This is a genomic window from Glutamicibacter ardleyensis (assembly GCF_014644555.1).
GTDB lineage: Bacteria > Actinomycetota > Actinomycetes > Actinomycetales > Micrococcaceae > Glutamicibacter > Glutamicibacter bergerei.
Window position 1 is genome coordinate 273,821 of the sequence record NZ_BMKX01000002.1, and the last position, 24,403, is coordinate 298,223.

27 protein-coding genes are annotated in these 24,403 nt (G+C 55.0%); 15 read left to right on the plus strand and 12 right to left on the minus strand.

Annotated elements, in window-relative coordinates; all coding sequences use genetic code 11:
- Positions 1 to 3: 3 nt before the first annotated feature.
- Positions 4 to 966: an AAA family ATPase gene (locus IEX04_RS05810; protein ID WP_188684387.1), complete on the minus strand. Its 963-nt coding sequence runs from the start codon at positions 964 to 966 to the stop codon at positions 4 to 6.
- 203 nt (positions 967 to 1,169) lie between these two features.
- Here IEX04_RS05810 and IEX04_RS05815 point away from each other — a divergent pair, with 203 nt between their 5' ends.
- From IEX04_RS05815 to IEX04_RS05845, 7 genes are all read left to right on the plus strand, one after another.
- A complete protein-coding gene (locus tag IEX04_RS05815) occupies positions 1,170 to 2,117 on the plus strand; it encodes a TatD family hydrolase (protein WP_188684389.1) in 948 nt (315 codons plus the stop codon).
- Between the two features lie 213 nt (positions 2,118 to 2,330).
- Positions 2,331 to 3,566, plus strand: coding sequence for a resuscitation-promoting factor (locus IEX04_RS05820; protein ID WP_275542574.1), 1,236 nt, complete (start codon positions 2,331 to 2,333; stop codon positions 3,564 to 3,566).
- A 101-nt stretch (positions 3,567 to 3,667) separates the two neighbouring features.
- Positions 3,668 to 4,549, plus strand: a complete 882-nt coding sequence (rsmA, locus tag IEX04_RS05825) for a 16S rRNA (adenine(1518)-N(6)/adenine(1519)-N(6))-dimethyltransferase RsmA (RefSeq protein WP_188684391.1) — start codon at positions 3,668 to 3,670, stop codon at positions 4,547 to 4,549.
- A gap of 2 nt (positions 4,550 to 4,551) precedes the next feature.
- Positions 4,552 to 5,484, plus strand: a complete 933-nt coding sequence (locus IEX04_RS05830) for a 4-(cytidine 5'-diphospho)-2-C-methyl-D-erythritol kinase (RefSeq protein WP_188684393.1) — start codon at positions 4,552 to 4,554, stop codon at positions 5,482 to 5,484.
- Between the two features lie 99 nt (positions 5,485 to 5,583).
- Complete coding sequence (locus IEX04_RS05835; RefSeq protein ID WP_188684395.1) at positions 5,584 to 6,954, plus strand: NAD(P)/FAD-dependent oxidoreductase; 1,371 nt, start codon at positions 5,584 to 5,586, stop codon at positions 6,952 to 6,954.
- 288 nt (positions 6,955 to 7,242) lie between these two features.
- On the plus strand, positions 7,243 to 7,470 hold the full coding sequence (locus tag IEX04_RS05840; protein ID WP_188684397.1) for a heavy-metal-associated domain-containing protein: 228 nt from the start codon (positions 7,243 to 7,245) through the stop codon (positions 7,468 to 7,470).
- A 67-nt stretch (positions 7,471 to 7,537) separates the two neighbouring features.
- Positions 7,538 to 9,829 carry a heavy metal translocating P-type ATPase gene (locus IEX04_RS05845; protein ID WP_188684399.1) on the plus strand — a complete coding sequence of 764 codons (2,292 nt, stop codon included), beginning with the start codon at positions 7,538 to 7,540 and terminating at the stop codon, positions 9,827 to 9,829.
- Between the two features lie 116 nt (positions 9,830 to 9,945).
- Here the strand turns inward: IEX04_RS05845 and IEX04_RS05850 are convergent, their stop codons facing one another.
- A complete protein-coding gene (locus tag IEX04_RS05850) occupies positions 9,946 to 10,203 on the minus strand; it encodes a metal-sensitive transcriptional regulator (protein ID WP_096256609.1) in 258 nt (85 codons plus the stop codon).
- 155 nt (positions 10,204 to 10,358) lie between these two features.
- Between IEX04_RS05850 and IEX04_RS19235 the strand changes: the two genes are divergently transcribed.
- On the plus strand, positions 10,359 to 10,535 hold the full coding sequence (locus IEX04_RS19235; RefSeq protein ID WP_514131836.1) for a DUF8730 family Cys-rich protein: 177 nt from the start codon (positions 10,359 to 10,361) through the stop codon (positions 10,533 to 10,535).
- 108 nt (positions 10,536 to 10,643) lie between these two features.
- On the opposite strand, the gene IEX04_RS18750 is transcribed toward IEX04_RS19235, so the two are convergent.
- The gene (locus IEX04_RS18750; protein WP_229677027.1) at positions 10,644 to 11,618 is read right to left on the minus strand and encodes a maleylpyruvate isomerase family mycothiol-dependent enzyme; all 975 of its coding nucleotides are present in this window, start codon (positions 11,616 to 11,618) and stop codon (positions 10,644 to 10,646) included.
- A gap of 32 nt (positions 11,619 to 11,650) precedes the next feature.
- On the opposite strand from IEX04_RS18750, the gene IEX04_RS05860 reads away from it, so the two are divergent.
- The gene (locus IEX04_RS05860) at positions 11,651 to 12,271 is read left to right on the plus strand and encodes a GrpB family protein (RefSeq protein WP_229677028.1); all 621 of its coding nucleotides are present in this window, start codon (positions 11,651 to 11,653) and stop codon (positions 12,269 to 12,271) included.
- 633 nt (positions 12,272 to 12,904) lie between these two features.
- Here the strand turns inward: IEX04_RS05860 and IEX04_RS05865 are convergent.
- Complete coding sequence (locus IEX04_RS05865; protein ID WP_146113319.1) at positions 12,905 to 13,420, minus strand: hypothetical protein; 516 nt, start codon at positions 13,418 to 13,420, stop codon at positions 12,905 to 12,907.
- 367 nt (positions 13,421 to 13,787) lie between these two features.
- Here IEX04_RS05865 and IEX04_RS05870 point away from each other — a divergent pair, with 367 nt between their 5' ends.
- Positions 13,788 to 14,270, plus strand: a complete 483-nt coding sequence (locus tag IEX04_RS05870; protein WP_188684401.1) for a hypothetical protein — start codon at positions 13,788 to 13,790, stop codon at positions 14,268 to 14,270.
- A gap of 114 nt (positions 14,271 to 14,384) precedes the next feature.
- On the opposite strand, the gene IEX04_RS18755 is transcribed toward IEX04_RS05870, so the two are convergent.
- Complete coding sequence (locus IEX04_RS18755) at positions 14,385 to 14,573, minus strand: hypothetical protein (protein ID WP_229677029.1); 189 nt, start codon at positions 14,571 to 14,573, stop codon at positions 14,385 to 14,387.
- Positions 14,574 to 14,932: 359 nt separating this feature from the next.
- Positions 14,933 to 15,346, minus strand: coding sequence for a ClpX C4-type zinc finger protein (locus IEX04_RS19120; protein ID WP_188684405.1), 414 nt, complete (start codon positions 15,344 to 15,346; stop codon positions 14,933 to 14,935).
- Between the two features lie 87 nt (positions 15,347 to 15,433).
- On the opposite strand from IEX04_RS19120, the gene IEX04_RS05885 reads away from it, so the two are divergent.
- Positions 15,434 to 16,681 (plus strand): MFS transporter, encoded by a 1,248-nt coding sequence (locus IEX04_RS05885; RefSeq protein ID WP_188684407.1) that lies wholly within the window; start codon positions 15,434 to 15,436, stop codon positions 16,679 to 16,681.
- 85 nt (positions 16,682 to 16,766) lie between these two features.
- Here IEX04_RS05885 and IEX04_RS05890 read toward each other — a convergent pair whose 3' ends face one another.
- From IEX04_RS05890 to IEX04_RS05900, 3 genes are all read right to left on the minus strand, one after another.
- Positions 16,767 to 17,237 (minus strand): GNAT family N-acetyltransferase, encoded by a 471-nt coding sequence (locus IEX04_RS05890; protein ID WP_188684409.1) that lies wholly within the window; start codon positions 17,235 to 17,237, stop codon positions 16,767 to 16,769.
- A 216-nt stretch (positions 17,238 to 17,453) separates the two neighbouring features.
- A complete protein-coding gene (locus IEX04_RS05895; RefSeq protein WP_188684411.1) occupies positions 17,454 to 17,939 on the minus strand; it encodes an AAA family ATPase in 486 nt (161 codons plus the stop codon).
- 254 nt (positions 17,940 to 18,193) lie between these two features.
- A complete protein-coding gene (locus IEX04_RS05900; protein ID WP_188684413.1) occupies positions 18,194 to 18,547 on the minus strand; it encodes an iron chaperone in 354 nt (117 codons plus the stop codon).
- A 236-nt stretch (positions 18,548 to 18,783) separates the two neighbouring features.
- On the opposite strand from IEX04_RS05900, the gene IEX04_RS05905 reads away from it, so the two are divergent.
- Entirely contained in the window at positions 18,784 to 19,317 is a 534-nt protein-coding gene (locus IEX04_RS05905) for a GNAT family N-acetyltransferase (RefSeq protein WP_188684415.1), read from the plus strand.
- A gap of 26 nt (positions 19,318 to 19,343) precedes the next feature.
- Here the strand turns inward: IEX04_RS05905 and IEX04_RS05910 are convergent, their stop codons facing one another.
- Entirely contained in the window at positions 19,344 to 19,982 is a 639-nt protein-coding gene (locus tag IEX04_RS05910; RefSeq protein ID WP_188684417.1) for an HD domain-containing protein, read from the minus strand.
- Between the two features lie 150 nt (positions 19,983 to 20,132).
- Between IEX04_RS05910 and IEX04_RS05915 the strand changes: the two genes are divergently transcribed.
- On the plus strand, positions 20,133 to 21,083 hold the full coding sequence (locus IEX04_RS05915; protein WP_188684419.1) for a GlxA family transcriptional regulator: 951 nt from the start codon (positions 20,133 to 20,135) through the stop codon (positions 21,081 to 21,083).
- A gap of 237 nt (positions 21,084 to 21,320) precedes the next feature.
- On the opposite strand, the gene IEX04_RS05920 is transcribed toward IEX04_RS05915, so the two are convergent.
- Positions 21,321 to 21,764, minus strand: a complete 444-nt coding sequence (locus IEX04_RS05920) for a hypothetical protein (RefSeq protein WP_229677030.1) — start codon at positions 21,762 to 21,764, stop codon at positions 21,321 to 21,323.
- A 212-nt stretch (positions 21,765 to 21,976) separates the two neighbouring features.
- Here IEX04_RS05920 and IEX04_RS05925 point away from each other — a divergent pair, with 212 nt between their 5' ends.
- A complete protein-coding gene (locus tag IEX04_RS05925; protein WP_188684423.1) occupies positions 21,977 to 22,459 on the plus strand; it encodes a glutathione peroxidase in 483 nt (160 codons plus the stop codon).
- Between the two features lie 268 nt (positions 22,460 to 22,727).
- Positions 22,728 to 23,264: a GNAT family N-acetyltransferase gene (locus IEX04_RS05930; protein ID WP_188684425.1), complete on the plus strand. Its 537-nt coding sequence runs from the start codon at positions 22,728 to 22,730 to the stop codon at positions 23,262 to 23,264.
- A 200-nt stretch (positions 23,265 to 23,464) separates the two neighbouring features.
- Here the strand turns inward: IEX04_RS05930 and IEX04_RS05935 are convergent, their stop codons facing one another.
- Entirely contained in the window at positions 23,465 to 24,325 is an 861-nt protein-coding gene (locus IEX04_RS05935; protein ID WP_188684427.1) for a phosphotransferase family protein, read from the minus strand.
- Positions 24,326 to 24,403 lie beyond the last annotated feature (78 nt).

Below are 24,403 nucleotides of genomic sequence, written 5' to 3' on the forward strand. Positions count from 1 at the left end.
CAGCTATCCGACAGGTGTAGTGGACACGAGATCTTGGATCAATGCCAGCGGTTCCACACCCTCTGATAATGCCCTGCGGGTGAGGATCAGACGGTGGGACAAAATCATCGGTGCTACTGCTCGCACGTCTTCGGGCAGAACATGGTCGCGTCCGTTAATAGCAGCATGGGATTTTGCGGCTCGAACCCACTGCACGAGTGCTCGGGGTGATGCACCGAGGGAAATATATGGGTGTTCACGGGTGGCACGGCCCAAATCGACGATATAGCTGCTCAGCCGCTGGGTAACGGTAACCTGTTTTACTTGCTCAATCATCTGATGAAGCTGATCAAGTTCGAGAACTGGGGTGAGCGCATCTAGCGGTTCGGAGATGTGATGGGTGGAAAGCATTGAGATTTCCGCTTCCCTGTCGGGGTAGCCCAATGAAATCCGACCCATAAATCTGTCTCGTTGCGCCTCGGGCAACGCGAAGGTTCCTTCGGAATCGATTGGGTTTTGCGTAGCTACGACCATAAATGGTTTTTGCAGCGGATGGGTGATGGAATCGACCGTTACCTGTTGTTCTTCCATGCATTCAAGCAGCGCGGATTGCGTCTTGGCGTTGGCACGGTTGATCTCGTCTGCGATTACGATATTTGCGAAAATGGGGCCCGGGTGAAAAGTGAACTTATGATCCTGCGGGGAGAACACCGAAACTCCGGTGACGTCGCTAGGTAATAGGTCCGGGGTGAACTGAATTCGATGCACGCTTCCATTAACACTACGCGCCAGTGATTTGGCGAGCATCGTTTTGCCAACCCCGGGCACGTCCTCCAGCAGCAGATGGCCCTGGGCAAGCAGCACCACGATGGTGTTCGTAATCGCCTCCGGTTTGCCGGTGATGACTTCTTGAATTGCATCAAACATCCGCTGGTAATTCGACCTAAAGGTCGAATCAACTGAGGGCAGTGTTGGGTGGGCACTCATGCGCATCCTCCTGGCTGGGCAACTTATCGTGCCGAGGTTGTCGTTGACACGCCAAGCGATTTCCATAGCTTGTGTTCACATCATATGGGGTTCTTTTCTCCACCAACAGCATCTTAATGTATTGATTCTTTGCTGCTAAGGCGGTGGTGGAAGAATTAGACCCAAGAACTGACAGCATTTTGATGAAAGATATCGGTGAGCAGATGAGCGATTCAGATTTTTCGGCAATTCCGGAGGGCTATCGTCCGCTCCCGGAGGGTGACAGCACACTGTTGAATGACCGTACCCGCTCACCTAAGAATGAAAAGGGCGGCAATAAAAGGAACACCCGCTATCCGGACGCACCGGAGCCTTTGCCGTATCCAGTGATTGATAACCACACTCATTTAGACTTCCGGGATGGTTCGCTCAACGTCACTGTGCAACAAGCGCTTGATGCTGCGGCTGCGGTGGGTGTCGAAGGGCTGATCCAAGTGGGGTGCGATGTTGAATCCTCACGCTTTGCGGTGCAAGCAGCAAAGGAATATCCAAATGTTCTGGCTGCTATTGCTATCCACCCCAATGATGCTGCCCGACTTGCCGAGGCTGGAGAACTTCAAACCGCAATCGAACAAATCGAGGCTTTGGCATCTGAAGAGCGGGTGCGGGCCATTGGTGAGACCGGCCTGGACTATTTCCGTACCGGAGAAGAAGGTCACCAAGCTCAGGAAGATTCCTTCCGTGAGCACCTGTGGATTGCGGTGGAGCATGGAAATGCCGTACAAATTCATGACCGTGACGCACACAGCGATGTAGTGCGAGTGCTCAAAGATGCGGTGTTACCAGAGCGCGTGGTCTTCCATTGCTTTTCGGGTGACGCAGAATTGGCGCGGATCTGCAATGACAACGGGTGGTACATGTCGTTCTCGGGAACTGTTACCTTCAAAAACTCGATTGACCTGCAGGAGGCCTTACGCTTAGCGGACCCACAGCTCCTGCTAGTGGAGACCGACGCACCATTTTTGACCCCTCACCCATTTAGGGGAAGGCCTAATGCGAGTTACATGATCCCGTATACGACTCGTTTTATGGCTGAGGCCCGAGCGATGGATCTCGCGCAGTTCTGTGAGCAGATTTCTCAGAATACCGGCGCAGTTTACGGAGAATTGTAGTACCGCCGGATGTGCTTTCGGCCATATAAAGGTTGCGCCAATTATTACAATTCGGTTACGGTTAACAGAATGCGTTGAGTTGCGAGCGCGCCTTCGTGTCGTTCGCACTATAAAGAGTTGCCCTATCGGCGGACCACGTCCTTTGGTCTGAAGGTCGAGCAAAGCCAACACCAAATTTTAGATTGGCGGAATTGTCCGCCAAGGTTGAGCAAGATGTACCGGGATCATCTCCTCGGCGTTCAACCTACAAACGATGGAGACCTCACTACCGTGATGCACTTGCTCAAAAAAAGCTGGGTCAAATATCTGGCCCAGGCCGTAGCTGTTGCTGTGGTTATCGCCGGAGCAGTATTTTATATTTCCGGCCAGAAGTCCGTGACTGTTGCCATCGATGGGCAGGATCAGAGCTTCACCACTCGCGCCGCTACCGTGCAGGCTGCCCTTGAGCAAGAAGGTATCAGTGTAGATGCTCGCGACGAGTTGAATGTTCCTGCGGACTCGGAACTTTCCGATGACCAGCGCATCGAGATCAACCGAAATAAGTCGGTTCAGGTCAGTATCGACGGAACAGACCGCGTTGTACACACCACCGGGATGACCGTGGCGGATGTAATGGACGAACTGAAGGTTGATGCGAAATCTGAGATTTCACTCGGTGAAGAAATTCAGCTTGTGAGCCTCAGCGAAGAAATCGAAATCATCACCCCCAAGGCCATCACGCTGGTTGCGGATAAGAAAAAGCAGAAGATTTCGACCACCGCGCAGACCGTCAAGGAACTACTTGACGAACAGAAGGTCACGCTAGATAAGGACGATGAGGTCAACGTTCAGATCGGTAAGGATACCGATAAGAACGCGAAGACCAGCACCAAGATCGAGGAAGATGCCAAGATCGAGGTCATTGAAGTTTCGGTGAAGACCTGGGATGAAACCCGAAAGATCGATTTTGAGACCGAGAAGGTCAAGGATTCGAAGCTTGAAAAGGGCAAGACCAAGGTAAAGACCGAGGGTGAGAAGGGTGAACGAGAACTCACTCTTCGCCAAGAAACTCGAAACGGCAAAAAGGGCGAGGAAGAAGTCCTGAAGTCGAAGGTCACCAAGAAACCGGTCGCCGAGATCATCAAGGTTGGTACCAAGAAGGAAGAATCGAAGTCGGATTCTAAGAGCTCTGATTCTAAGTCAAAGGCACCAACCGGAAGTATCTCCTCCACATGGGCAGCCTTGGCCAAGTGCGAGTCGGGTGGCAACTGGTCAATCAACACCGGTAATGGTTACTACGGTGGCCTACAGTTCTCCGCTTCCTCATGGCGTGGAGCCGGCGGTACAAAGTACGCGCCGTTGCCACACCAGGCAAGTGCCCAGGAGCAGATTGCAACCGCAGAGAAGCTACGCGCTAACGGCGGATGGGGTCACTGGCCACACTGCTCGTCCAAGCTTGGACTGCGCTAAGCCCTGAAATAACTTTTGACGCGACGCGTCCACCCTCACCGGGGTGGGCGCGTCGCGTCGCGTTCGCAGTGCTCGCGGACTGAACTAGAATTGTAGCTGTGATGTCTAAGGAATCTTTGCCACTGCTTGGGGCTACCGAAATCCGTCGACTGGCCGAGGAACTTGGGATTCGTCCCACTAAAACTCTCGGGCAGAACTTTGTGATTGATGGAAACACGATCCGCAGGATCGTAGCCACCGCGAATGTCTCGCCAGACGAGACAGTTCTTGAGGTCGGTCCGGGCCTCGGTTCGTTGACCCTCGGCATCATGGACGCCGCCGCAAAGGTGGTGGCAGTCGAGATCGATCCGCCGCTTGCTAAACGGTTGCCACAGACCATAGCGGAAATGCGCCCGGGCCGTGAGGAAGACCTAACGGTGATCCTCAACGATGCCATGAAGATCAGCGAACTTCCCGGAAACCCAACCGCGTTGGTTGCCAACTTGCCATATAACGTCGCGGTGCCTGTGGTGCTGCACCTGATGGAACACTTTGAATCCATCAAACACGGTCTGGTAATGGTCCAAGACGAGGTTGCAGACCGAATGTGCGCTGCGCCCGGTAATAAGACCTACGGCGTCCCTTCGGTGAAGGGCGCCTGGTATGGCACCATGCGCAAAGCTGGCGTCATTGGTATGAACGTCTTTTGGCCAGCACCTAAGATTCATTCTGGACTGGTGGCTTTCACCCGCGATAAAGACCGCAGTGAAGCGCCAGACCGCAAAGAAGTTTTTGCCATTATTGATGCGGCTTTTGCCCAACGTCGCAAGACTTTGCGTGCTGCGTTGTCTGGCTGGGCAGGTTCAGGTGCTCGCGCCGAACAAATTTTGCTGGCCGCGGGTATTGATCCGAAGGAACGTGGCGAGAAGCTGGACGTTGAAGGCTTCATCTTGATCGCTCGGGCCGCCCACACAGTGCCGGCGCTAGAAAAGACCGAAAAATAATAATGGTCAAACAACGTGTCATCACTACTGCCCCAGGGAAGATCAACTGTTACTTCCGGGTGGGACCGCCTCGTGAAGATGGCTACCACGAGGTCGCTAGCCTCTATGTGGCGGTCTCCTTGCTGGAGCAGATTGAAGCGACGCTGCGTGAAGACGGCGAATTACAGCTGAGCCTTGAACCTGGTTCTCCTGTGGTCTCTGATCCTGATAATTTCCCGTTGGGCCCAAACAACCTAGTGTGGAAAGCTGCGCAGCTTCTGCGCGAGCATACCGGGTGCACTTTGGGAGCTAATCTGCACATCACCAAACGCGTTCCCATTGCCGGGGGTATGGGTGGTGGTTCCGCAGATGCGGCAGCCGCATTGGTGGCTTGCAATGAGTTGTGGGGGACCGGGCTAGACCGCGAGGAACTTGGACGACTGGGAGCGCGACTAGGAGCCGACGTTCCCTTCGCCCTGATGGGTGGGGCCGCTATTGGTTTGGGTATCGGTGACCAGCTTGCCCCCTTGCTCACCCGAGCAAAAACTCAATGGGTATTGATTCCCGCAAGCTTTGGACTGTCTACTCCTCGGGTCTACTCGATGCTAGACCGATTGCGCGCAGGGCAAGACGTTGAGGTCCCGCAAGAGATAGATCCGCAGGTGATCAAGGCGCTGATGGCCTCAGATGCCGAAGCGCTGTCGCAATTGCTGGTCAATGATCTGACTCAAGCTTCGTTGGCTTTGGCTCCCGAGTTAGGAACTGTGCGAGACCTCGCCGAAGGCGCGGGAGCGCTGCGCGCAATGGTCTCCGGTTCGGGCCCAACCCTCGCGTTACTGGTGCGAGATTCAGACCATGCCCAGCAGGTGATGACGCAGCTTGGCGACGAGGTAGGCGTTGCTACACTGATGGTCACTGCCCCTGCTCCGGGCGCTCGGGTGGAACTTTCCGAGTAAAAGTCCAGAGCCTTGCCAGAGTATCGGGCTGACCCTAGAGTGATTCCAGAACCATAAAGTGAGCGTGGTTCATTTATTCGTTGCGGACGAAAGAATCACATGATCAATGGCCAGGTTTCTCATTGGTGGGAACAAATTGGGTTGCCCGCCGCCCGCCCAACGCTGAACGAATCGCTCGAAGTTGATGTAGCGATCGTAGGCGCTGGATTTACCGGTCTATGGACCGCTTATTATTTGAAGCAGGCGGATCCATCCCTGCGAATCGCAATTTTGGAACAACGGCACGTTGGTTATGGTGCCTCGGGACGGAACGGTGGTTGGTTAACCAACACTATTACCGGCGGGCGCGAACAATATCTCAAATCCCATGGCCGTCAGGCGGCTACAGACTTTCAGTTGACTATGAACCGAACCGTCGCTGAAGTGATCCGGGTCTGCCAGTCTGAGCAAATCGAGGCAGATATCTTGCCTGGTGGTGAATTTGAAGTCGCCTACAACGCAGCACAATTTACCCGACTGCGTGAATTCGTCAAGGACGAAAATTCCTGGGAACACACCGACGTACAACTGCTGACGCAAAGTGATGCAACAGAGAGAATCGGTGTGGAAGGTGCTCTGGGTGCTGCCTGGCATCCTCATGCCGCACGGATTCAACCGGCGAAACTGGTCAGTGGCTTAGCGCGGGTAGTCGAGTCTCTTGGCATAGAAATTTATGAGAATACCCGTGTGACCGAAATTCGACCCCATCAACTAGATTTTGTGGGCGGTCAGGTGACTGCGGAATTTGTCATCCGAGCGACAGAGGGTTTTACTGCCGGGCTCAAGGGGCATAAGCGGCTCTGGCTTCCGATGAATTCGTCAATGATCGCCACCGAGCCTTTAGGGGCAGATTTTTGGGATGAAGTGAACTGGAGCCAAGGCGAAGTACTTGGCGACTTCGCCCACGTTTACATGTACGCGCAACGCACGGCGGATGACCGCATTGCCATCGGCGGGCGCGGCGTCCCATACAAATATGGTTCCCGCACGGATCTTGATGGCCAGACGCCAGAAGCGAGCGTTAAAGGGTTACAAGAAATTTTGCATACTCTCTTCCCGCAAACACGGCTTACCAATATCGATCATGCCTGGTCCGGGGTGCTTGGGGTTCCGCGTGATTGGGCGGCAACTGTTGGGCTCGATTCACACAGCGGAATCGCGTGGGCAGGAGGATATGTGGGCACCGGGGTGGCCACCACTAATCTTGCGGGTCGTACCTTGCGAGACTTGGTGTTAGGGCGGAATTCTGACCTAGTTGACCTGCCGTGGGTAAACCATCAAGCAAGACTATGGGAACCCGAACCTTTGCGATGGATTGCCACAAAAGGGCTCTATGCCGCATATGGGCTGGCGGACCGGCAAGAGGCTAAAGGTAGTTCGCATACTTCGCCGATTGCTCATTTCGCGGATCTGGTGACAGGTAAGCGCTAAAGCTTTGCCCTGGCACCCTAGTCGTGCCAGGGCGCTCCGAGCATAACTGGTTCTAGATTAAGGACCGGGGTCTCATTTCTGTGCACTTTTTACCCAGTCTGGTTTCGCGGATGCGACCTGATTGGTCATTCGCGACTCTTCTATACCCTCAGGGGGTACTTGAAATATACCCACTAGGGGTATATGCTCTGGATGTTGGCAAGCTGGTGAGTATTCGTCTCCGGTTGCCAAGGTTAGGACTCGTAATACGAAGAAACTACGAGCAAAATACAACTTACGGAGGAAGTCATGAGCTCCAGCATCACTTTGAAAATTGACGGCTTGACCTGTGGACACTGTGTCTCTTCGGTCACTGAGGAGCTGCAGGAAATAGCCGGGGTCAGCGCGGTCGAGGTTGACCTTGTGGTCGGTGGAACATCTACTGCGACGGTTGCTACCGAGACGCAGGTGGAGAATTCTGCATTCGAAGCAGCTATTTCCGAGGCCGGATATAACCTCATCTCTGTTGACGCCTAAAGGGTGGCCCCGCGGGGCGAGGTCCAGTGCTTTAAGCCCCAGCCAGACGTGAGAAAGAAATGGAATCATGAGTAACGACACTGCATTCCCCACTAACCAGCGCATAGTCGAGTTGGACATTCAGGGAATGACCTGCGCCTCCTGTGTGGGTCGAGTCGAGCGCAAACTGGGCAAGATTGAAGGCGTTGAAGCCTTGGTCAACTTGCCGTTGGAATCAGCGCGCATCACCGTTCCGCAAGACGTGAGCGACGAAATATTGATCTCAACCGTGGAATCGGCCGGTTATAAGGCCAGCCTCAAGGTTGACCAGTACGCGAAGCCATCGGTTCCAACGCTGGATGACGGTGATCAAGACGTTTCCGAATCTCCGGCACAGCTTGAACCAATTCCAGTGAAAGCAGCGCCTGCGGTCGGTGCGGACCTGAAGAAACGGCTGATTGTAGCTGCCATCTTCACCACTCCGCTCTTTGTCATTTCCATGATTCCCGGTGCCCAATTCCCGCACTGGGGTTGGGTAGCGCTGGTCCTGGCTACGCCGGTCACCTTCTGGTCGGCCTGGCCATTTCACCGAGCAGCCGCGATCAATGCACGCCACTTCGCCTCCACCATGGATACCTTGGTGTCCATCGGTGTCCTGGCCGCTTACTTCTATTCGCTGTGGCAGTTGATTGCAGATCCTAATATCACCGCCCACATTGGCATGTCGATGAGCGAGCATGCCTTGTACTTTGAAACTGCCGGCGTGGTAGCGACTTTCCTACTGCTTGGCCGATGGCTGGAAGCACGCGCTAAAGCCCGCGCGGGTGACGCATTAAAAACGCTGCTGGATCTGGGAGCCAAAGAAGCTACCCTGATCCGCGACGGTGTGGAAACGAAGGTTTCGGCCGCTACTCTGGTGCCCGGAGATGAATTCATTGTGCGTCCAGGGGAAAAGATCGCCACAGACGGCTTTGTGGTCTCTGGACACTCGGCGGTAGATACCGCGCTGGTGACAGGTGAATCGGTCCCCGTAGAGGTTGGCCCGGATGACACGGTCACCGGAGCTACGATCAATACTTCAGGTGCGCTAATCATTCGCGCTACCCGAGTGGGTCAGGACACCACGTTGGCGCAAATGGGACGCTTGGTCTCCGAAGCGCAGACCGGCAAGGCTCCGATTGCCCGGCTGGCGGACAGGATCTCCTCGGTATTCGTACCTATTGTGCTGGTTATCGCTCTCGGGACTTTTGTGACCTGGTTGCTTGTCGCCGGAGATATGGGCGCGGCTGTTGCTGCCTCCGTTGCGGTACTGGTTATCGCTTGCCCCTGTGCATTAGGTCTGGCAACGCCTATTGGATTGCTGGTTGGTACTGGGCGAGGAGCCCAGCTAGGTATCCTGATTCGCGGTCCGCAAGTTCTGGAGGACACGCGGAAGGTTGACACGGTTCTGCTGGATAAGACCGGAACCGTTACCGAGGGAAACCTTGCGGTCACCTCCACCACCGCGGCTGACGGGTTTGCTGAAAGCACTGTTTTGGCACTGGCAGGCGCTGCCGAGTCCAACTCCGAGCATCCAATCGCCCAGGCGATTGTCGCGGCCGCAAAAGCTGATGGCGACCTGTTGGGATCAAGCGATTTCAGCTCGGCCGCTGGCGGAGGCGTTCGCGCGGTAGTTGACGGACAGACGGTGGTAGCAGGGCGCGTCAGCTGGTTGAAAGAGAACGGTATTGAGCTGACCGAGGGGCAGCATGCGGACCTGGCTGCTGCGCAGCAAGCCGGTGCTACCTCGATCATGGTTGGCGTTGATGGGGTCTTCGCGGGGTTGGTCAACTTGACCGATACGATCAAGGAATCCTCTGTGGCCGCTATCGCCAGGCTCAAGGATTTGGGACTGCGCCCGGTGCTGCTCACCGGTGACAATAGGGCGGTGGCCGAACTCGTGGCGGCCAAGGTAGGCATTGCACCCGAAGATGTCTTTGCAGATGTCTTCCCCGAGGGCAAAGCCGAGGCCGTGCGTAAGCTCCAGGCGCAAGGCAAGGTTGTGGCCATGGTGGGTGACGGTGTTAATGATGCCCCTGCGTTGGCTCAGGCTGACCTGGGCATCGCGATGGGATCCGGCACTGATGTCGCTATCGAGGCTGCGGATGTGACCATTATGGGCAACGATATCGATCAGGTAGCCCACTCCATTGAACTGTCCCGCAAGACTTTGGGAACCATCAAGATGAACCTTTTCTGGGCGTTCATCTACAACACCGCCGGCATCCCGGTGGCAGCTCTGGGGTTCCTGAATCCGATGATTGCAGGCGCTGCCATGGCTGCCAGCTCCGTGCTGGTTGTGGCCAATTCGCTACGACTGCGTGGGTTTGGACGTAAGTAACGATTTCCAGTATTGGTGAACTGCAGTGGAGGGTGCCGGTTTTTTCCTGGGGGAAAGAAACCGGCACTTTTACGTCTACTCATATCAGGTAAATCAGGAAGCTCACGGCTGCATGACTAAGCCAATGATAGGAAGAGCTTTTCCATTTCGGCGCGGTCCACGGTGGGATCGTCTGACTCAAGGCATTTTTCTAAACCGGTGGCGATGATAGAGAAGCCCGCGCGGTCGATGGCTTTCGACGCTGCGGAGAGCTGGGTAACGACCGCACGGCAATCACTGCCTTCTTCGAGCATCCTGATCACAGCATTAAGCTGCCCCTGAGCTCTTTTAAGTCTGTTGATCGCAGGTTTCATAGTTTCTGCTTCTAACTGCATGGCGCGTTCCTGTCATGTTGAAATTTCTTCAATCCTATACCCCAGGGGGTTTATTTGATTATGGTAATATTATTTCTATACCCCTAGGGGTATTCTGATGTAGGCTAATTTCGTAGTTTGCATACGGATGAATCATTGAGTTTAGGGAGCATAAAATGTGTCGTGCCGTGAAATGTAGCAAGTGCCAAAAAACCACCTGGGCAGGGTGCGGGCAGCACGTTGAGCAAGTTATGGCTAACGTTCCACGCAATTCACGCTGTGCTTGCGACCCGAACGCGGCTCAAGAAAATAAGTCGGGCAAGGGCTTTTTCGCACGTCTTTTCGGCAGGTAACCCTGAACCAAGGATTGATGATCCGTACCGAACGTGGCCGGGGCCAGCGACCTTTACAGTGCAATTCTGGATAAGGGAAAGCAGTGCCTGATCGGTATAGAAAGCGGACTAGTCGCAGCGTGATGCGAGTAGAGATGGCCCGCTTCCGGACAGTTCGGAGCAGTACGCTTTCCTTCCGGTCATCGCCATGATTAGTGCCAGAGTTCTGCCACGAACGGGCAGGCCATGCCCAATGGTGATGCCGCTTTCGAGGCTCTCTAATTGCAAGCCCTTGATTCTTTTCTTGGCGACAACAATTTGGTCGCTGCCTGCGTAGTATCGAAGTAAAGCATCAAGGGTTTCTTGCCGGTGAGTATGATGCAACCCGAGCGGTTGCCGAATATCATTGCCGTGGACGATCATTTCTCCGAGTAAAGCTAATTTAGGAATCGGGGGAGAGGTCCTACTGCCGATGGTTGCACAAAAACGTTTCAGCGTATCGTCCGGGGTAGAACCGAGCTGTTCTCTGAGCCGGTCCGCCACTTGTTGATCAAAATCAAAGCGTGCTCGCAGGACACCAAGAAACCAAGCTGTCCCTGACAAGGTGCCGCTGGCGGTCAAGTGTGCCAATACCTCCCGAACTGTCAGCTCGGTACAGAGCGATTGGGCTTGCCACTGCGGCGCATTGATGAATGCTAATTGATGAGCCAAGGCAGTACGCTCGGTATCGATCTCTGACCAGATGCTAGGTCGATCCATAAGGTCATGATCGCACGGAAAGATTAAATTGGGAGAGCAGAATTGAAGGATGATACGTTTTGGCGCTTCTCCGTAGTCTCGATAGTGGCAAGACGGACCCGAGCGATACTGGGCCGTGGCTATTGGTATCAGGAACCACTTATGTAATCCAGTGCCATTTTTATTCCTCATCGCGCCCCATGGAATCGCCTTGAATGTTTGGCAGTTGCGCCGGAGGAGACATCTTAATGCATGAGTATTGAACTCATCCATTGGCAGGAAGAGGCTGCGCGTCTTGCAGTTAGGAAAGCACATGCCGATGACGGCTAGTGCTGTGTTGAAGATTTGAATATGGATTTTTGGCAAGCTGAATGCCAAGAGCGAAAGAACAGTTGATAATGGTTGTCATGCCCCAACTTGTCGAAATTACCTCATTCCACGAACCTGTACCGCCCGAAGGGCAATCTCCGTACCTACCTGGAGCTGGACCATTGCAAGGTGTTGAGATTGCCGAGTGGAACGACAAGTGGGCAGGACAATTCCAGTTTCTTGCTACGCAAATCAGAAACGGCTTGGGATGGCGGGCTCTGGCGATTGAGCATGTCGGTTCGACATCTGTGCAGGAACTCCCTGCGAAACCAATCATCGACATAGATTTGGTGGTTGCTGATCCAAATGAAGAACAGCTCTATGTTCCGTCGCTCGAAAAAGTCGGCTTTCACCTAGTTGTCCGCGAACCTTGGTGGTATGGACATCGCGTACTGCGGCACTCGAACCCAGCATGCAACTTACATGTCTTCGGGTATGACAGTCCAGAATTAATCAAACATCGCATTTTCCGTGATTGGTTGCGTGCGCACCCAAACGAGCGACGGGTGTACGCAGAAGCGAAACGGATAGCCGCAGCGCAGGCTACGGCAGCAGACGAACACACTATGCAATACAACGCCCGTAAAGAATCCGTGATCAAAGAAATCTATCACCGAGCCTTTACGGCTATGGGTCTTGTCAAAAATTAGGCCGTGTACGTTCCCAAGGTGTTGCTTGTCTGCATGTTTAGAAGTTCCGCGACGATGTCCAATTCTGCGGGCAGTCGGGCGACGGGATTTTCCGCAGGCGCATTAGGAATCCAGTTACTGGATTCTTCAGTGTGAACGACAGTCTTTTAGGAACGTAACTTTGCCGTGTCATCATAGATTCCAAAATGGTTCTTATAGCTATCGGCAAGGACTAACCCAGAGCAGGAATGTTCGTCCATCACGCCAAGGGGTTCGAAACTTTTCTCGTCGCAGAGTGGCCGAAACTTGGGTGAGTATCTTGTCGCTGAGAGTGGCAATTTGGCCTGATTTTAAGTGCTCCGTATAAGGTCCCTTCACCGGGCATTTTCTCGGGCGGGGTATACGGGAATCTTAAATCTTTGAAAACTCGGAGTTTTGAAAATTTACCAAGTCAACGGATCGAATGTCCCGTATGACGACCGGCTTGCGGGACACTTTTCATCTCCAGGAAATTCGGAGCAGTGGATAACAAGAATCTGGGCACTTAAGACAGCAAAAGCACTGTCTGTCCATTGAACGATCGCATGGACTGACAGTGCTTTTGCTGGTTCAGGGGTTCCCTTTTGTTCTGCCCAGAACCCCCGACGCGGTGAACTAGCCCGCGTTTTTTGCTGCAATCTGATTCAGCGTCTTAGCCATTTGCTGTCCATCTGTTTCGGTCGCTACCGAGTAGATACGAGGCGCACCGTGCTTCCGCTCCACCACCAGACCCGGACCTTCCTTGAGGATGAATGCCGTTCCGGCCCCGGACACGCGTAGGCCCCAGCCACCGTATTCTGCGGGGCTGATGTCTTTCGCTTCTGCCGAGGTGACGTCTTCAGCCTTCACGCCGAGCATCTTGACGACTCCGCCGCCGTAAACTCGTACTCCTGAATCGTCTACGACGACTTTTCCACGGCTGAAGCACCATCCTGCAAACAATGAGAAAACAGCCGTTGGCCCCATAGTCCAGGTCGTGACCGGATCCTTGACAACTACAACCATCACTACGGCGAACACAGCCACACCAATGAGCAACAACCAGATCCAAGATCCGGCGCGAGCTACAGAAACGACGCCGGCTCCCTGCGCCCCAGTCGGGATAGAAGATGAACCGTTCGAGGTACTCACGAAAAAACTCCTTGATGCACCCGAGTCATGGGTCGCATAGATGGTCCGGCAAAAATTCAAGGTTAACAGATAACCAATCGAGTTATGGTTTTGATTAAGTGCTCAACGCGCGAAATATCAACTTCAAGGCCTCAGTCGCGCAACTTTTAAAGCCTAGAAACAGGCAAGATTCGGGAGAAGTGAGTGCGTCCCGGTGAAGGTTCCTTTATCGGTACTATCCAGGCCGGCGATGGCCAGGACGCCCTACCGTGTCGTTCCTCCACCTACTATGTAAATATTTTGTGTGAAGCCAGCACGTCGGGCTAGGGTTCATCTGGTGAGGCTGGAGACCTTGGGCCTCCGACCAAATCACAATGAGAGAAGCACAATGACACCTCAGACAGTGAATGAAAATCTCAGATTCGCGGAACGCTTGCCAAATTGGCAGCGATGGGTCGGCTCCCTCATTTCTGCAGTCCTTGTAGTTGTTTTCGTCGTGGAAGCTGTCATTGAATCACTTTGGTGGTTCCACCTGATCGCTGCTGCCCTGATATTTGCTGCCGTGTGGTGCTGGCTGCTGGCACGGATCACGGTGACGGTTGACGAGAGAGCGGTCACTCTCACTGGCCCTGCATGGAAACGGGTCGTGCCACGACAGGACGTGCATACGATTTCGGTTGCACCTGATAACGGTATGAACCTTGGTTTGGTCAACTGGCCCGTGACGACGCATGAACGCGGCTCGCTCACGAGATTGAACATGGGCGGATCCGCCTCCGTGACCTTCTCGGATTCCAATGGCCACCGGTACCAGTTCGTCTTGGCCAACTCTCAAGACGCCGAGCTAGTTGCGGAAGCGATCGCTAGTTAATCCTCATTCCCCCGCCGGAATGAATCATAAGGCAGAGGGACGCCTGCGCTTATGCTGAGCAGTCCCGCAAAGGGTTCCCCTAACGGGCGGTGTGACTCAACCTTAGAAGGCCTATCAGATCTTGACTTCGTGCGGAACAACGACGATCTGCACCGTATCCTCGTAGATGATTTGCCCTGGATCAGCGCTGATGAGTTTCACAACCTGAACGTCGTGCCGTTTGAGCAGTTCCAGATACGGTTCGATGCGTTCTAGCAAATGCGTAGCAGTGTCCTTGAACCAAGCTGCCGCGTGCGGGTTCACTTGAGAATCGTAAACAGCGGGATTCGTTTTGCACGGATCGGGGTACGCCGCGTTGTACCAGTCGTTGCCTGACCTCCAAGTGGCCCAGTCTGTATCGCTCAGTTTTCCATTGTGGGCCAGCGTATTGGCAAGACCGAAAATCCCAGGGTATATTCCACGATGATTAGGAACACTCGATTGGTACCGAATAAGCATTTGCTACCTTGGTTTCTCGTACTTAACTGCATTGCGCTCTTCTCAGCCAACCAGATCTAGGAATCGAAGCACGACTGTCGAGCACGTACGACGTGAGCTTTTCTCCGCAGATAAGTAGACCCGATCAAGCGAGCCGCACAAAGTCCGCTGGCGGACGGTTAGCGTCAAGCAGATTTATCTTCAGCCACAACAGACTGATGGAAGCGTTCCCAGGCTGACTGGCGGGACATTCCTAGAGATTCTCCGATGCTGGCCCAACTGATTTTCCGGCTCCTCGCTGCCCCGACCCAAATTCTAAGGTGATTTTCAACGTCATCTCGGGCTTTCGCGACCTTGGGTAGCTGGCGTAGGAGCTCTTCGTTATCCAAAGCGTCCCATGGAGCTCGCTGCATCGGCCCTGCTTCAGGAACGGAATTCTGGAAAAGGACCACCGCAGCTTCTGTGCACTTACGGCAGATACCCACCGCGGGAGCACCCACGAGCACGCCGGTTTCCTCACGAGGTCGAAGGCAGAATGAACACATGAATGGCTGATCTGCTGAAGCAATCTCTCTGACACCTTTAGCGCTCTGTTCCATGGTGCCCAGTCTACGGGAGGCACTTGACCTGTAAGGTAGTACCTGACATTCTGTCAGGTATTACCTTACAGAATGTTGAGTTGCATCATGACTTCGAATGAAACACCAGCGCTGCGCACACTCACGCCGGAAAAACTCCCCAGGTCTTTCCGATTCATCTTGGCCACCACTGCTGCCGAAGGGTTCGGAGACGCGATGGCGCGCACGCTCATGCCCTTGCTCGCAGTCACCGTCTTGGGATACGGAACCGGATTTGTCGGTGTCATCAACTCAATCGGCTTGGGTGCGTTCCTGCTGCTGGGGATGCCGATCGGCATGCTCATCGACCGTCTTCGGGACCGGCGCAGGGCCATGGGTGCCGCAAGTCTCGCCCGCTTTTTGGCCCTAGGGATACTTGCTGCCACCTTTTTCGCTGGCTGGCTTTCGGGGCCAGTTGTCGTTGGAGTTGCAGTAGTCATCGGAATGGCCGATGTCGTTTTCACCACGGCCCAGGGTCCTGTCATCCAAGGGATTGTTCCCAAAGAAGGGCTGAAGCTTGCGTACTCTCGTATGACGATTACTGATCAGAGCGCTGGTACAACAGCATCCGCTATCGGAAGCGCTATGCTCGGTCTCTGGGGCCTGCCAGGTTTGTTGTGGCTAGCGATCAGCTCCTATGCTGTCTCCTTCTTGCTGCAACGCGGGATTCCACCGAAAGTAGCTTCTTCCAATCTGAATCGACGAGAACGCAGAAAGTTTTCCGATGGGTTTCGTACCCTGCGGCGGAATCCTGCGCTGTGGTCATTGACGATTTCCAGCGCGCTAGTCAATGCTGGGGTGATGCTCGGCAACACGGTACTTCCTGTCTTCCTGTTGCGGGATCTGGGTATCGCTCCGGCGTTTTTCGCTGCTTTGGGAATTGTCTCGGCCGTCGGGGCGATACTTGGCGCAGCGGTCGCTCCGCGATTGTCGGCGAAATTAGGGCTCCGGATTTTGCGGACTGCTGCTGCGCTGCTGTCGATGCCAGTGGTCGCCATGGCTATTGCTTGCCAACAGCTTCCTGGACACGAATTGATTTGGCTTGCTGCGCAGTCGATGAGTTGGAGTTTCTTGGTGGCTATAGCTTCGGTTGCTGGGGCGGAGGTCTTGCCTCGTGCCATTCCTGCTGAGACTCTGGCTTCTGTAGGTTCCGCCCAGCGCACTATCACCTTGGGTGTTATGCCGGTCGCTGCGCTGCTTGGTGGAGTCTTGGCTGTTTTCACAGGGCCGGTGTTATTGCTGTGGATTTGGGCTCTGTTGGCTGGGTGCGCTGCGTTGCCGATCATCTGTACTGCTGAGCTGGATGCTTATCGCTAGTCTAGTAGGGGTGTTGCGTATAGAAATTGGGAGTAGCCAAAGGAGTCCGTTTGGCTTTCGTAGAACGTCCCAGTAGAGGTTCGCCTTATGAAACCAAGACTAGCCTGCGGACGAGGATGAGCGTCGGTCCTGACCAGTCAAGGTTGCGGTGCTCTTCCAAGGGATAGAAATCGGTCGCCCGATAGAAGGACCGAGTCTGGGCGTACGAATCGCTGTCGAAGGACGGCCCTACCGTATGAACAGATAGCAGCACGCATCCGTCTTCCGCAAGGTCGGCGGCGACGCCGTCGATAAGTGCACGCCCAGCTCCTTGGCCTCTCACTTCCGGGGAGATTGCGATGAGGTGCAATTCTGCGGATTCAGGAAAATGCCGACGGACAAGGGCAACACCAATCGTAGTTCCAGATTCGCGCGCGAGCATGCTCACAAAGTCGTCGTTGGCGGCATCGGCAACGTACTCGTCGATCGCTTCCGGATCTCCGAACCACTCCGGCAGCGCCTCCAGGATGCGGCGGACAGCAGATGGGTCTCGTGCGTATTCGATCTGGAATGTCATGCGGTTTATTCTCTCACTTCGTATGTTGATTCGCCCGCGAATCCCAGGTGGCGCCCATTGCTTGGCATTGCGCCAAACACTCGAAGGTCGAGTCTCACATACCCTCTTGATTCGACACCGCACTTCACGCTGTTGGTCATGCCTGGTCAAGGTTCCTCTTGCGGGCGCTCTTCTAGGAGGTCGGTCTAAGTGACAGTTGTAGGTTCAAGGTTCCTACTAGCGGATGGGACGCTGCAAAATACGTTCAACGATTTGCTCAGGAGTTTCATCAGCAACAATTCGCATCTCTGATACGAACGGAAGAGGTTGCCATCCGTGGTACCAACCGCGCATTTCTTTATCGCTGATTTCAGTAGCTTGCGGTCTCGTCGAATGTCGAATGACAGTCTCTTCGAAAGCGAGATCGAATGAATAAAATCTGGCATCAGCAGTATGCTCTGCCACGCGCTCCAACATCCCCCCGTATCTGGAGGCGTTAAAGATCCCTTCCAGGATTACGTTGTGTCCACGGTTGAGACAATGAATGGCAGCAATTTCGAGTAGGTCTGCGTAAGCTAGGCTTTTCCGCTCTCGCTCATGGTAAATAACTCTGCGAAAGTGATCCTGCTGAAGCACCGCTGTAAGTTTCCCGAGTTTGGTTTGCAGCATGCGCGCGATCGTGCTTTTCCCTGAGCCTGAATTTCCACGAATCACTATCAACATACACATCACCCGCATTCCTTAAGATCCAAAGATATGAAACCTTTACGCATCGCTGCACGCAGATGACCTCATTCTAGCTCTGGAATAAATGACGGCGTCCCACGGAGCCTTCACCTATCGGGCGCAGTGCGTCGTGCCATGCCGTGCATGTCGCCGGTCAACCCTTCGCGGCATCGGCTTAAGCCATGATCGCAAGAGGATCGTCCTCAGGGCGATGCCAAGCAATGCCGTGTTTGTTGCAACGCCGCACTCGGTTAGAGCCCGAGGTCCTTCCGCGAGGTGACCGCGAGCCGTTCGATGAGGTCGTAAGGAATGGGGTTGTTCGCGGGAAATGTGATCCCGGTCTTGGTGGCCTTCAGCCCGGCGGCGGCGATGTCTTCGGCATGGGCGATGATGGCGCCTGGGGAGAGATAGAGGCCGCATTGCTTACTGAAGGCGGCGTAGCTCGCGACGATCGATCGTCCGATCTGGAACCCGGGCATGTTGTATTTGATGATCTCCTCCGCGTCCGGCAGGGTGCGCGCGAGCTGTGCGCGCAACGTGGCCAACAGTGGGCGGAACTGTTCTGGAGCCGCAGCGATGTATGCGTCGTGGTCGGAGAGCGTCATCCCTCCATTTTTCCACAGTGAGGCCTCGTCGAGTGACTTCCGGTTCGGTAGTGGCCGCGCCCGGTAGGGCTCGATGGCAGATTCACCTGCACCTTCTCGCGCATCCCGATGCGCTATCGCGTGCCCTTAAGCCGATGCGCTCTCGGGACGCTCACCGCGTCCCGGTAGAAGTTCGGCTTACGGGACGCCAGCTTGGGTTCACTGGATTTGACCTCGCTGCGGTAGAGAATTGACGAATGAGAATTATCAACAGCGAGCGACTAATCATGCGGCCGTGGGAACTGGACGACGCGGACTTTCTATTCGACCTTGAATCCCGCTGGGATACGGTTAGATTTCTTGGGCCTCATGCAAAGAAGATGACTACTCGCTGCGAAGCTGTGGAATCAATTATTCGCCGACGCGCCATTGATGACCCGATTCACGGGATATGGGCAGTTACCACCCGCGAAACTGGTCACTTACTGGGGAATGTCCTGCTCAAACATATCCCGCTCTCAGCAAGTGCAACGAGTGAACCTCCGGTGGAAATCGGCTGGCATCTACACCCTGATGCCCAAGGCGCGGGCTACGCCACTGAAGCTGCCAGTGCTGTCATGACGGACGCTGCAACCAGCGGGCTTCAGACCGTTATTGCCGTCACTGATCCACTCAATGTCGCCTCCCAGAGGGTTTGCGAGCGCCTTGGGATGAGGTTACTCGGAGTCACTGAAACATACTACGATGAACGCAATCTGCTATTCGAGAAGGATCTGTCCAAAGCCAGGTAACTACCGTGCCCTCTTATCGGTCAAATTCACTCCGGCCAAGGATTGTTTCGAATAACCTCAACAAAGTCTCCGCGCTTGAAACCGGGCAAGAAGTGTTGGAGCACATCGGCCTTGACATTGCCGAACGTAGTGTCCGGACGGTCCTTGAGTCCGTCGGTGAAAGCGGCCAAGACCTGGTTCTTGAAGTCTGGGCGTGGATGGGCATGGACTACTGCTTGACGCTGGTCATCGGTGATCGCGTCATATCCAATGCCCAACACGTCCAGTTCCACTCCGCGAGTCACGAGAGCGACGACGGGGTCCATATGCAGTGGAATTTCCGGAGTGGTGTGCAAAGCGATCGCGTTCCAAACCTTGTCGCTGGCCTCACTGTCAATACCATGCTCGCTGAGAAAGCCGCGGGCCACGTCAGCGGCGTCGATCTCGAAACGCTGATCGGTGCGGCGATACTTTTCGGTCAAGCCGAGGTCGTGGAACATTGCTCCGACGTACAGCAGCTCAGGATCGTAATCGAGCCCTCGTTCTTGCCCCCGCAAAGAACCGAAGAGAAACACCCGACGAGAATGATCAAACACCAGCTCGGTGGCGACATCTCGCAGTAGGTCGGTGGCGTCTCGGACCATTTTACTGTCGGGAATTCTCACGCCTGCAATGATTTCAGTCATGGTCTATGGTGCCTCTCAGTTGTTTTACTCCGGGTTCCTGCCACTCGGGAACAATTTCCGGCTGCAAAAAGGTTTGCCTGCTTCCAATTTTTGCGCAACGAGGTAGGGTGAAGCCATGTCTTTACTGTCACATAACCCTCGGTTTCGGACATGAGCCATCGAATCGGAATCCTTGTCTTCGATGGAATGACGCTACTTGATGCCAGCGGGCCAGCCGAGGTTTTCCACTTGGCCGACCCCTCCCGCCAGCACTACGAGCTGATCTTTGTCTCGATCGAGGGAGGGTCGGTGACCGCATCGTCGGGTCTCGTGCTGGCTGACACGGTTGCCGTATCAGAGGCTGGATCGTGTGACACCGTGTTGGTCACCGGCGGAGAGGCGCTGGTTACTCCACGGCAGGACGCCGAATTGATGGCCGCCGTGCAGTCCCTGTCCGCTCCGGCACAGCGGGTGGCTTCGGTGTGCACGGGAGCGTTCGTCTTGGCGGCCCTGGGATATCTCAATGGTCGTCGCGTCACGACACACTGGCGTCACGCGAACCTGCTGGCGCGGTGGTACCCGCAAATCCTCGTGGAGCCTGACGTGATCCATCTCCAGGACGGACGCTTTCTGACCTCCGCGGGGGTGACAGCGGGAATCGATTTGGCCCTGGCAATTGTCGAAGATGATCTAGGGGTCGAAGTGGCACGGAATGTGGCGCGTGAGCTGGTGATGTTCATGCACCGCCCCGGTGGGCAGAGCCAGTTCTCCCACGCGTTGAGTCGTCCTGCGGCGAAGAACGAGTTACTGCGCACCGTGCTGGAAAAGGTCGCATCAGATCTTCCCGGGGACCACACGGTAACCTCGATGGCCACGGCAGCCGGGGTGAGCGTGCGTCACCTCAACAGAATCTTCCATGCCGAGCTCGGGACCAGTCCCGCGCGCTGGGTGGAGCAGATCCGGCTCGATGCTGCGCAAACCCTGATCCTTCAAGGCCACCCCGTCACCCGCGTAGCCCAGCTAAGTGGGATAGGTACAGATGAGACTCTTCGGCGAGCCTTTGCCCGCCAGCTGGGGACGACGCCGACGGCTTTCAGAGAGAGATTTTCTACGACGCGATAATTCGTTGTCTTCGGCAACATATCTGACGGTTTCGAGAGCATTCTCCGCTCGGGAGAAAACAATGCGCGTATTGGTCTTAATTAGCTTCGCGGCCAGAATCTGACACGTTTAACGCCTATAATCCCTACGGTGGGCCGTGGTGCGCCGGACTCATGCTGATGCACCGTTGCCAAGCACGTTCTACTGGTCAAGATCATAGATGCTCAACCTGCGTCGCCAGCACCGGCATTACTAGAACTAGGCGGAATCTTTGCCGCCATGCCACTGACCCGGTGAGGTCTTCCTAGACACTGCCTTGGTCAGCGGTACAGCCAATGCTCCCATAGCGATCAGGAACGAGAATCCGCTGGCCGCATACAAGGGCGCTTCCAGCACGAATGCCGCCCCGGAATTCCACTCGGCATAGGTATCGCCTACAGAATTCAGGTTGGCGAACGAGGCGAAAAAGTATGCCGGCGCGCCCAGTGCCAGGATTCCGGCTCCCAGTGACAAAGCCGCCCAAACTGGCAGCTCGGCCCGGCACCACATCGTTATGGCACCCCACACAAGTGCCATCAGGATACCCAGCGCTGCGAAGCCCAGCCCCGGAATGGTGCTGTACTGCTGATCCGCTGCCTTCATGTCAGCGATCGTCGTATCCAGCGGCAACCCGCTCGCGACCACTACAGCCCAATCGTTCATCAGTAATGTCCCGAGAAGGGAGTACGCGACGATTGCAACGATTCCGAGAAAGGTAAGCAGCATCCGCATGATGAAAGGGTAGCACCGGTGCCCATCCCCGAAGTCTCCGGCTCGCATACCCGGGCACCAAACACGTCCCGACCTCCGCACGGTGCCATCGATCAATCTAGTCCGCCGGGAATGTAACAAGAGCGCGGATTGCTGAATCAAGTATGAACATCAATGTCATTCCCATCGTGAAGATGGACGGAACCACGACCTCCCTGACCGACTACCAAGGTCAGGTCATCCTCGTCGTGAACGTTGCTTCCCGCTGTGGCCTCGCACCCCAATATGCCACCCTTGAAACACTTCAACGCACCTACAAGGATCGCGGCTTCACCGTCCTGGGATTCCCCAGCAACCAGTTCCTGCAGGAACTGGGCAGCAACGAGGCGATTGAGGAATTCTGCTCCACCACTTACGGGGTGAGCTTCCCGGTCTTCGACCGCATTCGCGTCAACGGCAGGAACGAGCACCCGCTGTACACCGAACTAAAGAAGACCAAGGATGTCGCGGGGAAATCAGGCCGCGTCAGCTGGAACTTCGAGAAGTTCCTGATCCTGCCTTCCGGTGAAATGATGCGTTTCCGCCCGCGGACGCTGCCTAATGATCCTGCCATCATTAACGCCATTGAGGACAATCTGCCTGGTTAGGGCCGCGCCGTCCCAAGGCGTTGGCTTCTCCACCCATATCAAATCAGTCTCCAGTCTTGGCTAGCCGTAGCGGGTAGCCGGCCGGTTGCGTCAACTCACTAGTGCAAAGACTCATTGCTGTTCGCGTCGGGCAATCTTTGCAGTGGGTGCAGGCGATGTCTAGCTAATCCAGATTGCACTGCGTGGTGGACGTGGCCGCTGACTGGCAAGCCTAGCGCTCGTGGTTGGATATGCCATTGCAGCCTTTGACTACCGTTAGGATTTCTAAATGGTCCCTTTGAATCAGCCCGTTTTGGATGCCTTGGATTATCGTCTGCGCCCATTCGAGGCGAAGGATGCTGAGTTGGTTCGAGAAGCGTCGATCGATCCATTAATTCCTTTGATTACGACCGTTCCAAGCAACGGCGTGGACGAGGAAATACTCGATTTCATCGAACGGCAGCGCCTCCGGCTTGTGGATCAATCCGGATATTCATTCGCCATCGCGGATGCAGGCTCCGATCAAGCAGTGGGCCAAATTGGACTCTGGCTGAAGAATTCAGGTCAAGGCCGCGCCAGTGCCGGTTATTGGATTGGCCCTTCTCATCGAAACAAGGGAATAGCCTCCGCCGCCCTGGACGCCTTATCGCGGTGGGGTCTTGAACTGCCCGAGATTCACCGGCTGGAACTTTACATTGAGCCTTGGAACGAAGGTTCTTGGCGAGCTGCGGAGCGCTGCGGCTACATACGTGAGGGGTTGCTGCGTAGTTGGCAGGAAGTCGGTGGTCAGCGAAAAGACATGTATATGTATTCGCGCCTCAGATGAAGCAATTGTGAACTGAGGCATGCCGAATGTCGCTGAATTTGGGTGGCGTACCCGGTGCCCGCAGAAGGTTCACTATTAGGGCCAGAAAACGGCCAGCGCAGTTCGATAGCAACCGCCAAGTAGATCTTGCAATGAAAGGCAACTTCCATCTGGCACCCTAAAACTTACGAAGACCGCCTGCGCAAGGTACCTTCTTTGCTTCATTTGCAGGCGAGATTTTCAGCGATCCATCTATTTGCCCTGCCGATAGCAGCTGAGATTTCCGCTTCCGGCCTTTGCGCGACGATCAAAAAACCGAGTTGTTGGAGCCGAAAGGTATTTCGCCGGATGCCGGCCCGAATAACCTGATGAGGGCTGGCGATTTTTGAGAGCTTCTCCCAGCCGTGCCACACACCCAAAGACGCGAGGTCGGTAGACCGATCGCTCATGGAGGACAAATCCCAATCGAGAATCCCCGTGGCCCGACCCCGATGCCACATGACGTTGTATCCGCCTAGATCGCCGTGGGAGAACACCTGCTCTTCGGGTTCAAGATGTGACAGTGCCTCAATGGCCTCGCGGGCAAGACTTCTAAATTGCTGATAAATTCTTGGAATGACCTCTTCAATTTGAATGGAATACCAATTCGCGCCGCCGCAGAAGTATAACGGCTCGTTGAGCATCCGCTGAAGTGGGACGGGGTCGATTGAAGAAACTGCTTCCAGCAGTCGCTGAAGTTCCTCCGGTTCACCTTCACCGGCAGGGCAAGGAGCGCCGGCGACGAATTCCGTAGCCACCGCCGCATATCCCTCGATTTCGGCTACCGGTCCGAGCGAACGTGGCACGGTTAAGCCAATGCCGCTTGGAAGTGAATCAACGAGCTGTTGCCTTTGGCGAAGCCTACTAGCAGTGAACCTATCGCGGGTCACTCGTACGGCCGCGTAGTCCTCCAGCAGAACAACGAGATGAGCCGAACCCTCGTTGATCGTTGTTCGTTGGGCGCGTCGAATCCGAAGCGGCAGCCCTGATACGGCTGTCTGCACTATCGTCTCCAGCGAGACCGAACGTTCTGCTGTGTGCATTTACCGGAGCCTACGTGGATAGCCGAGAATTAGTGATACCTTCACTAGCCTAGTGGCAGATGAACCGAATCAAGTGGA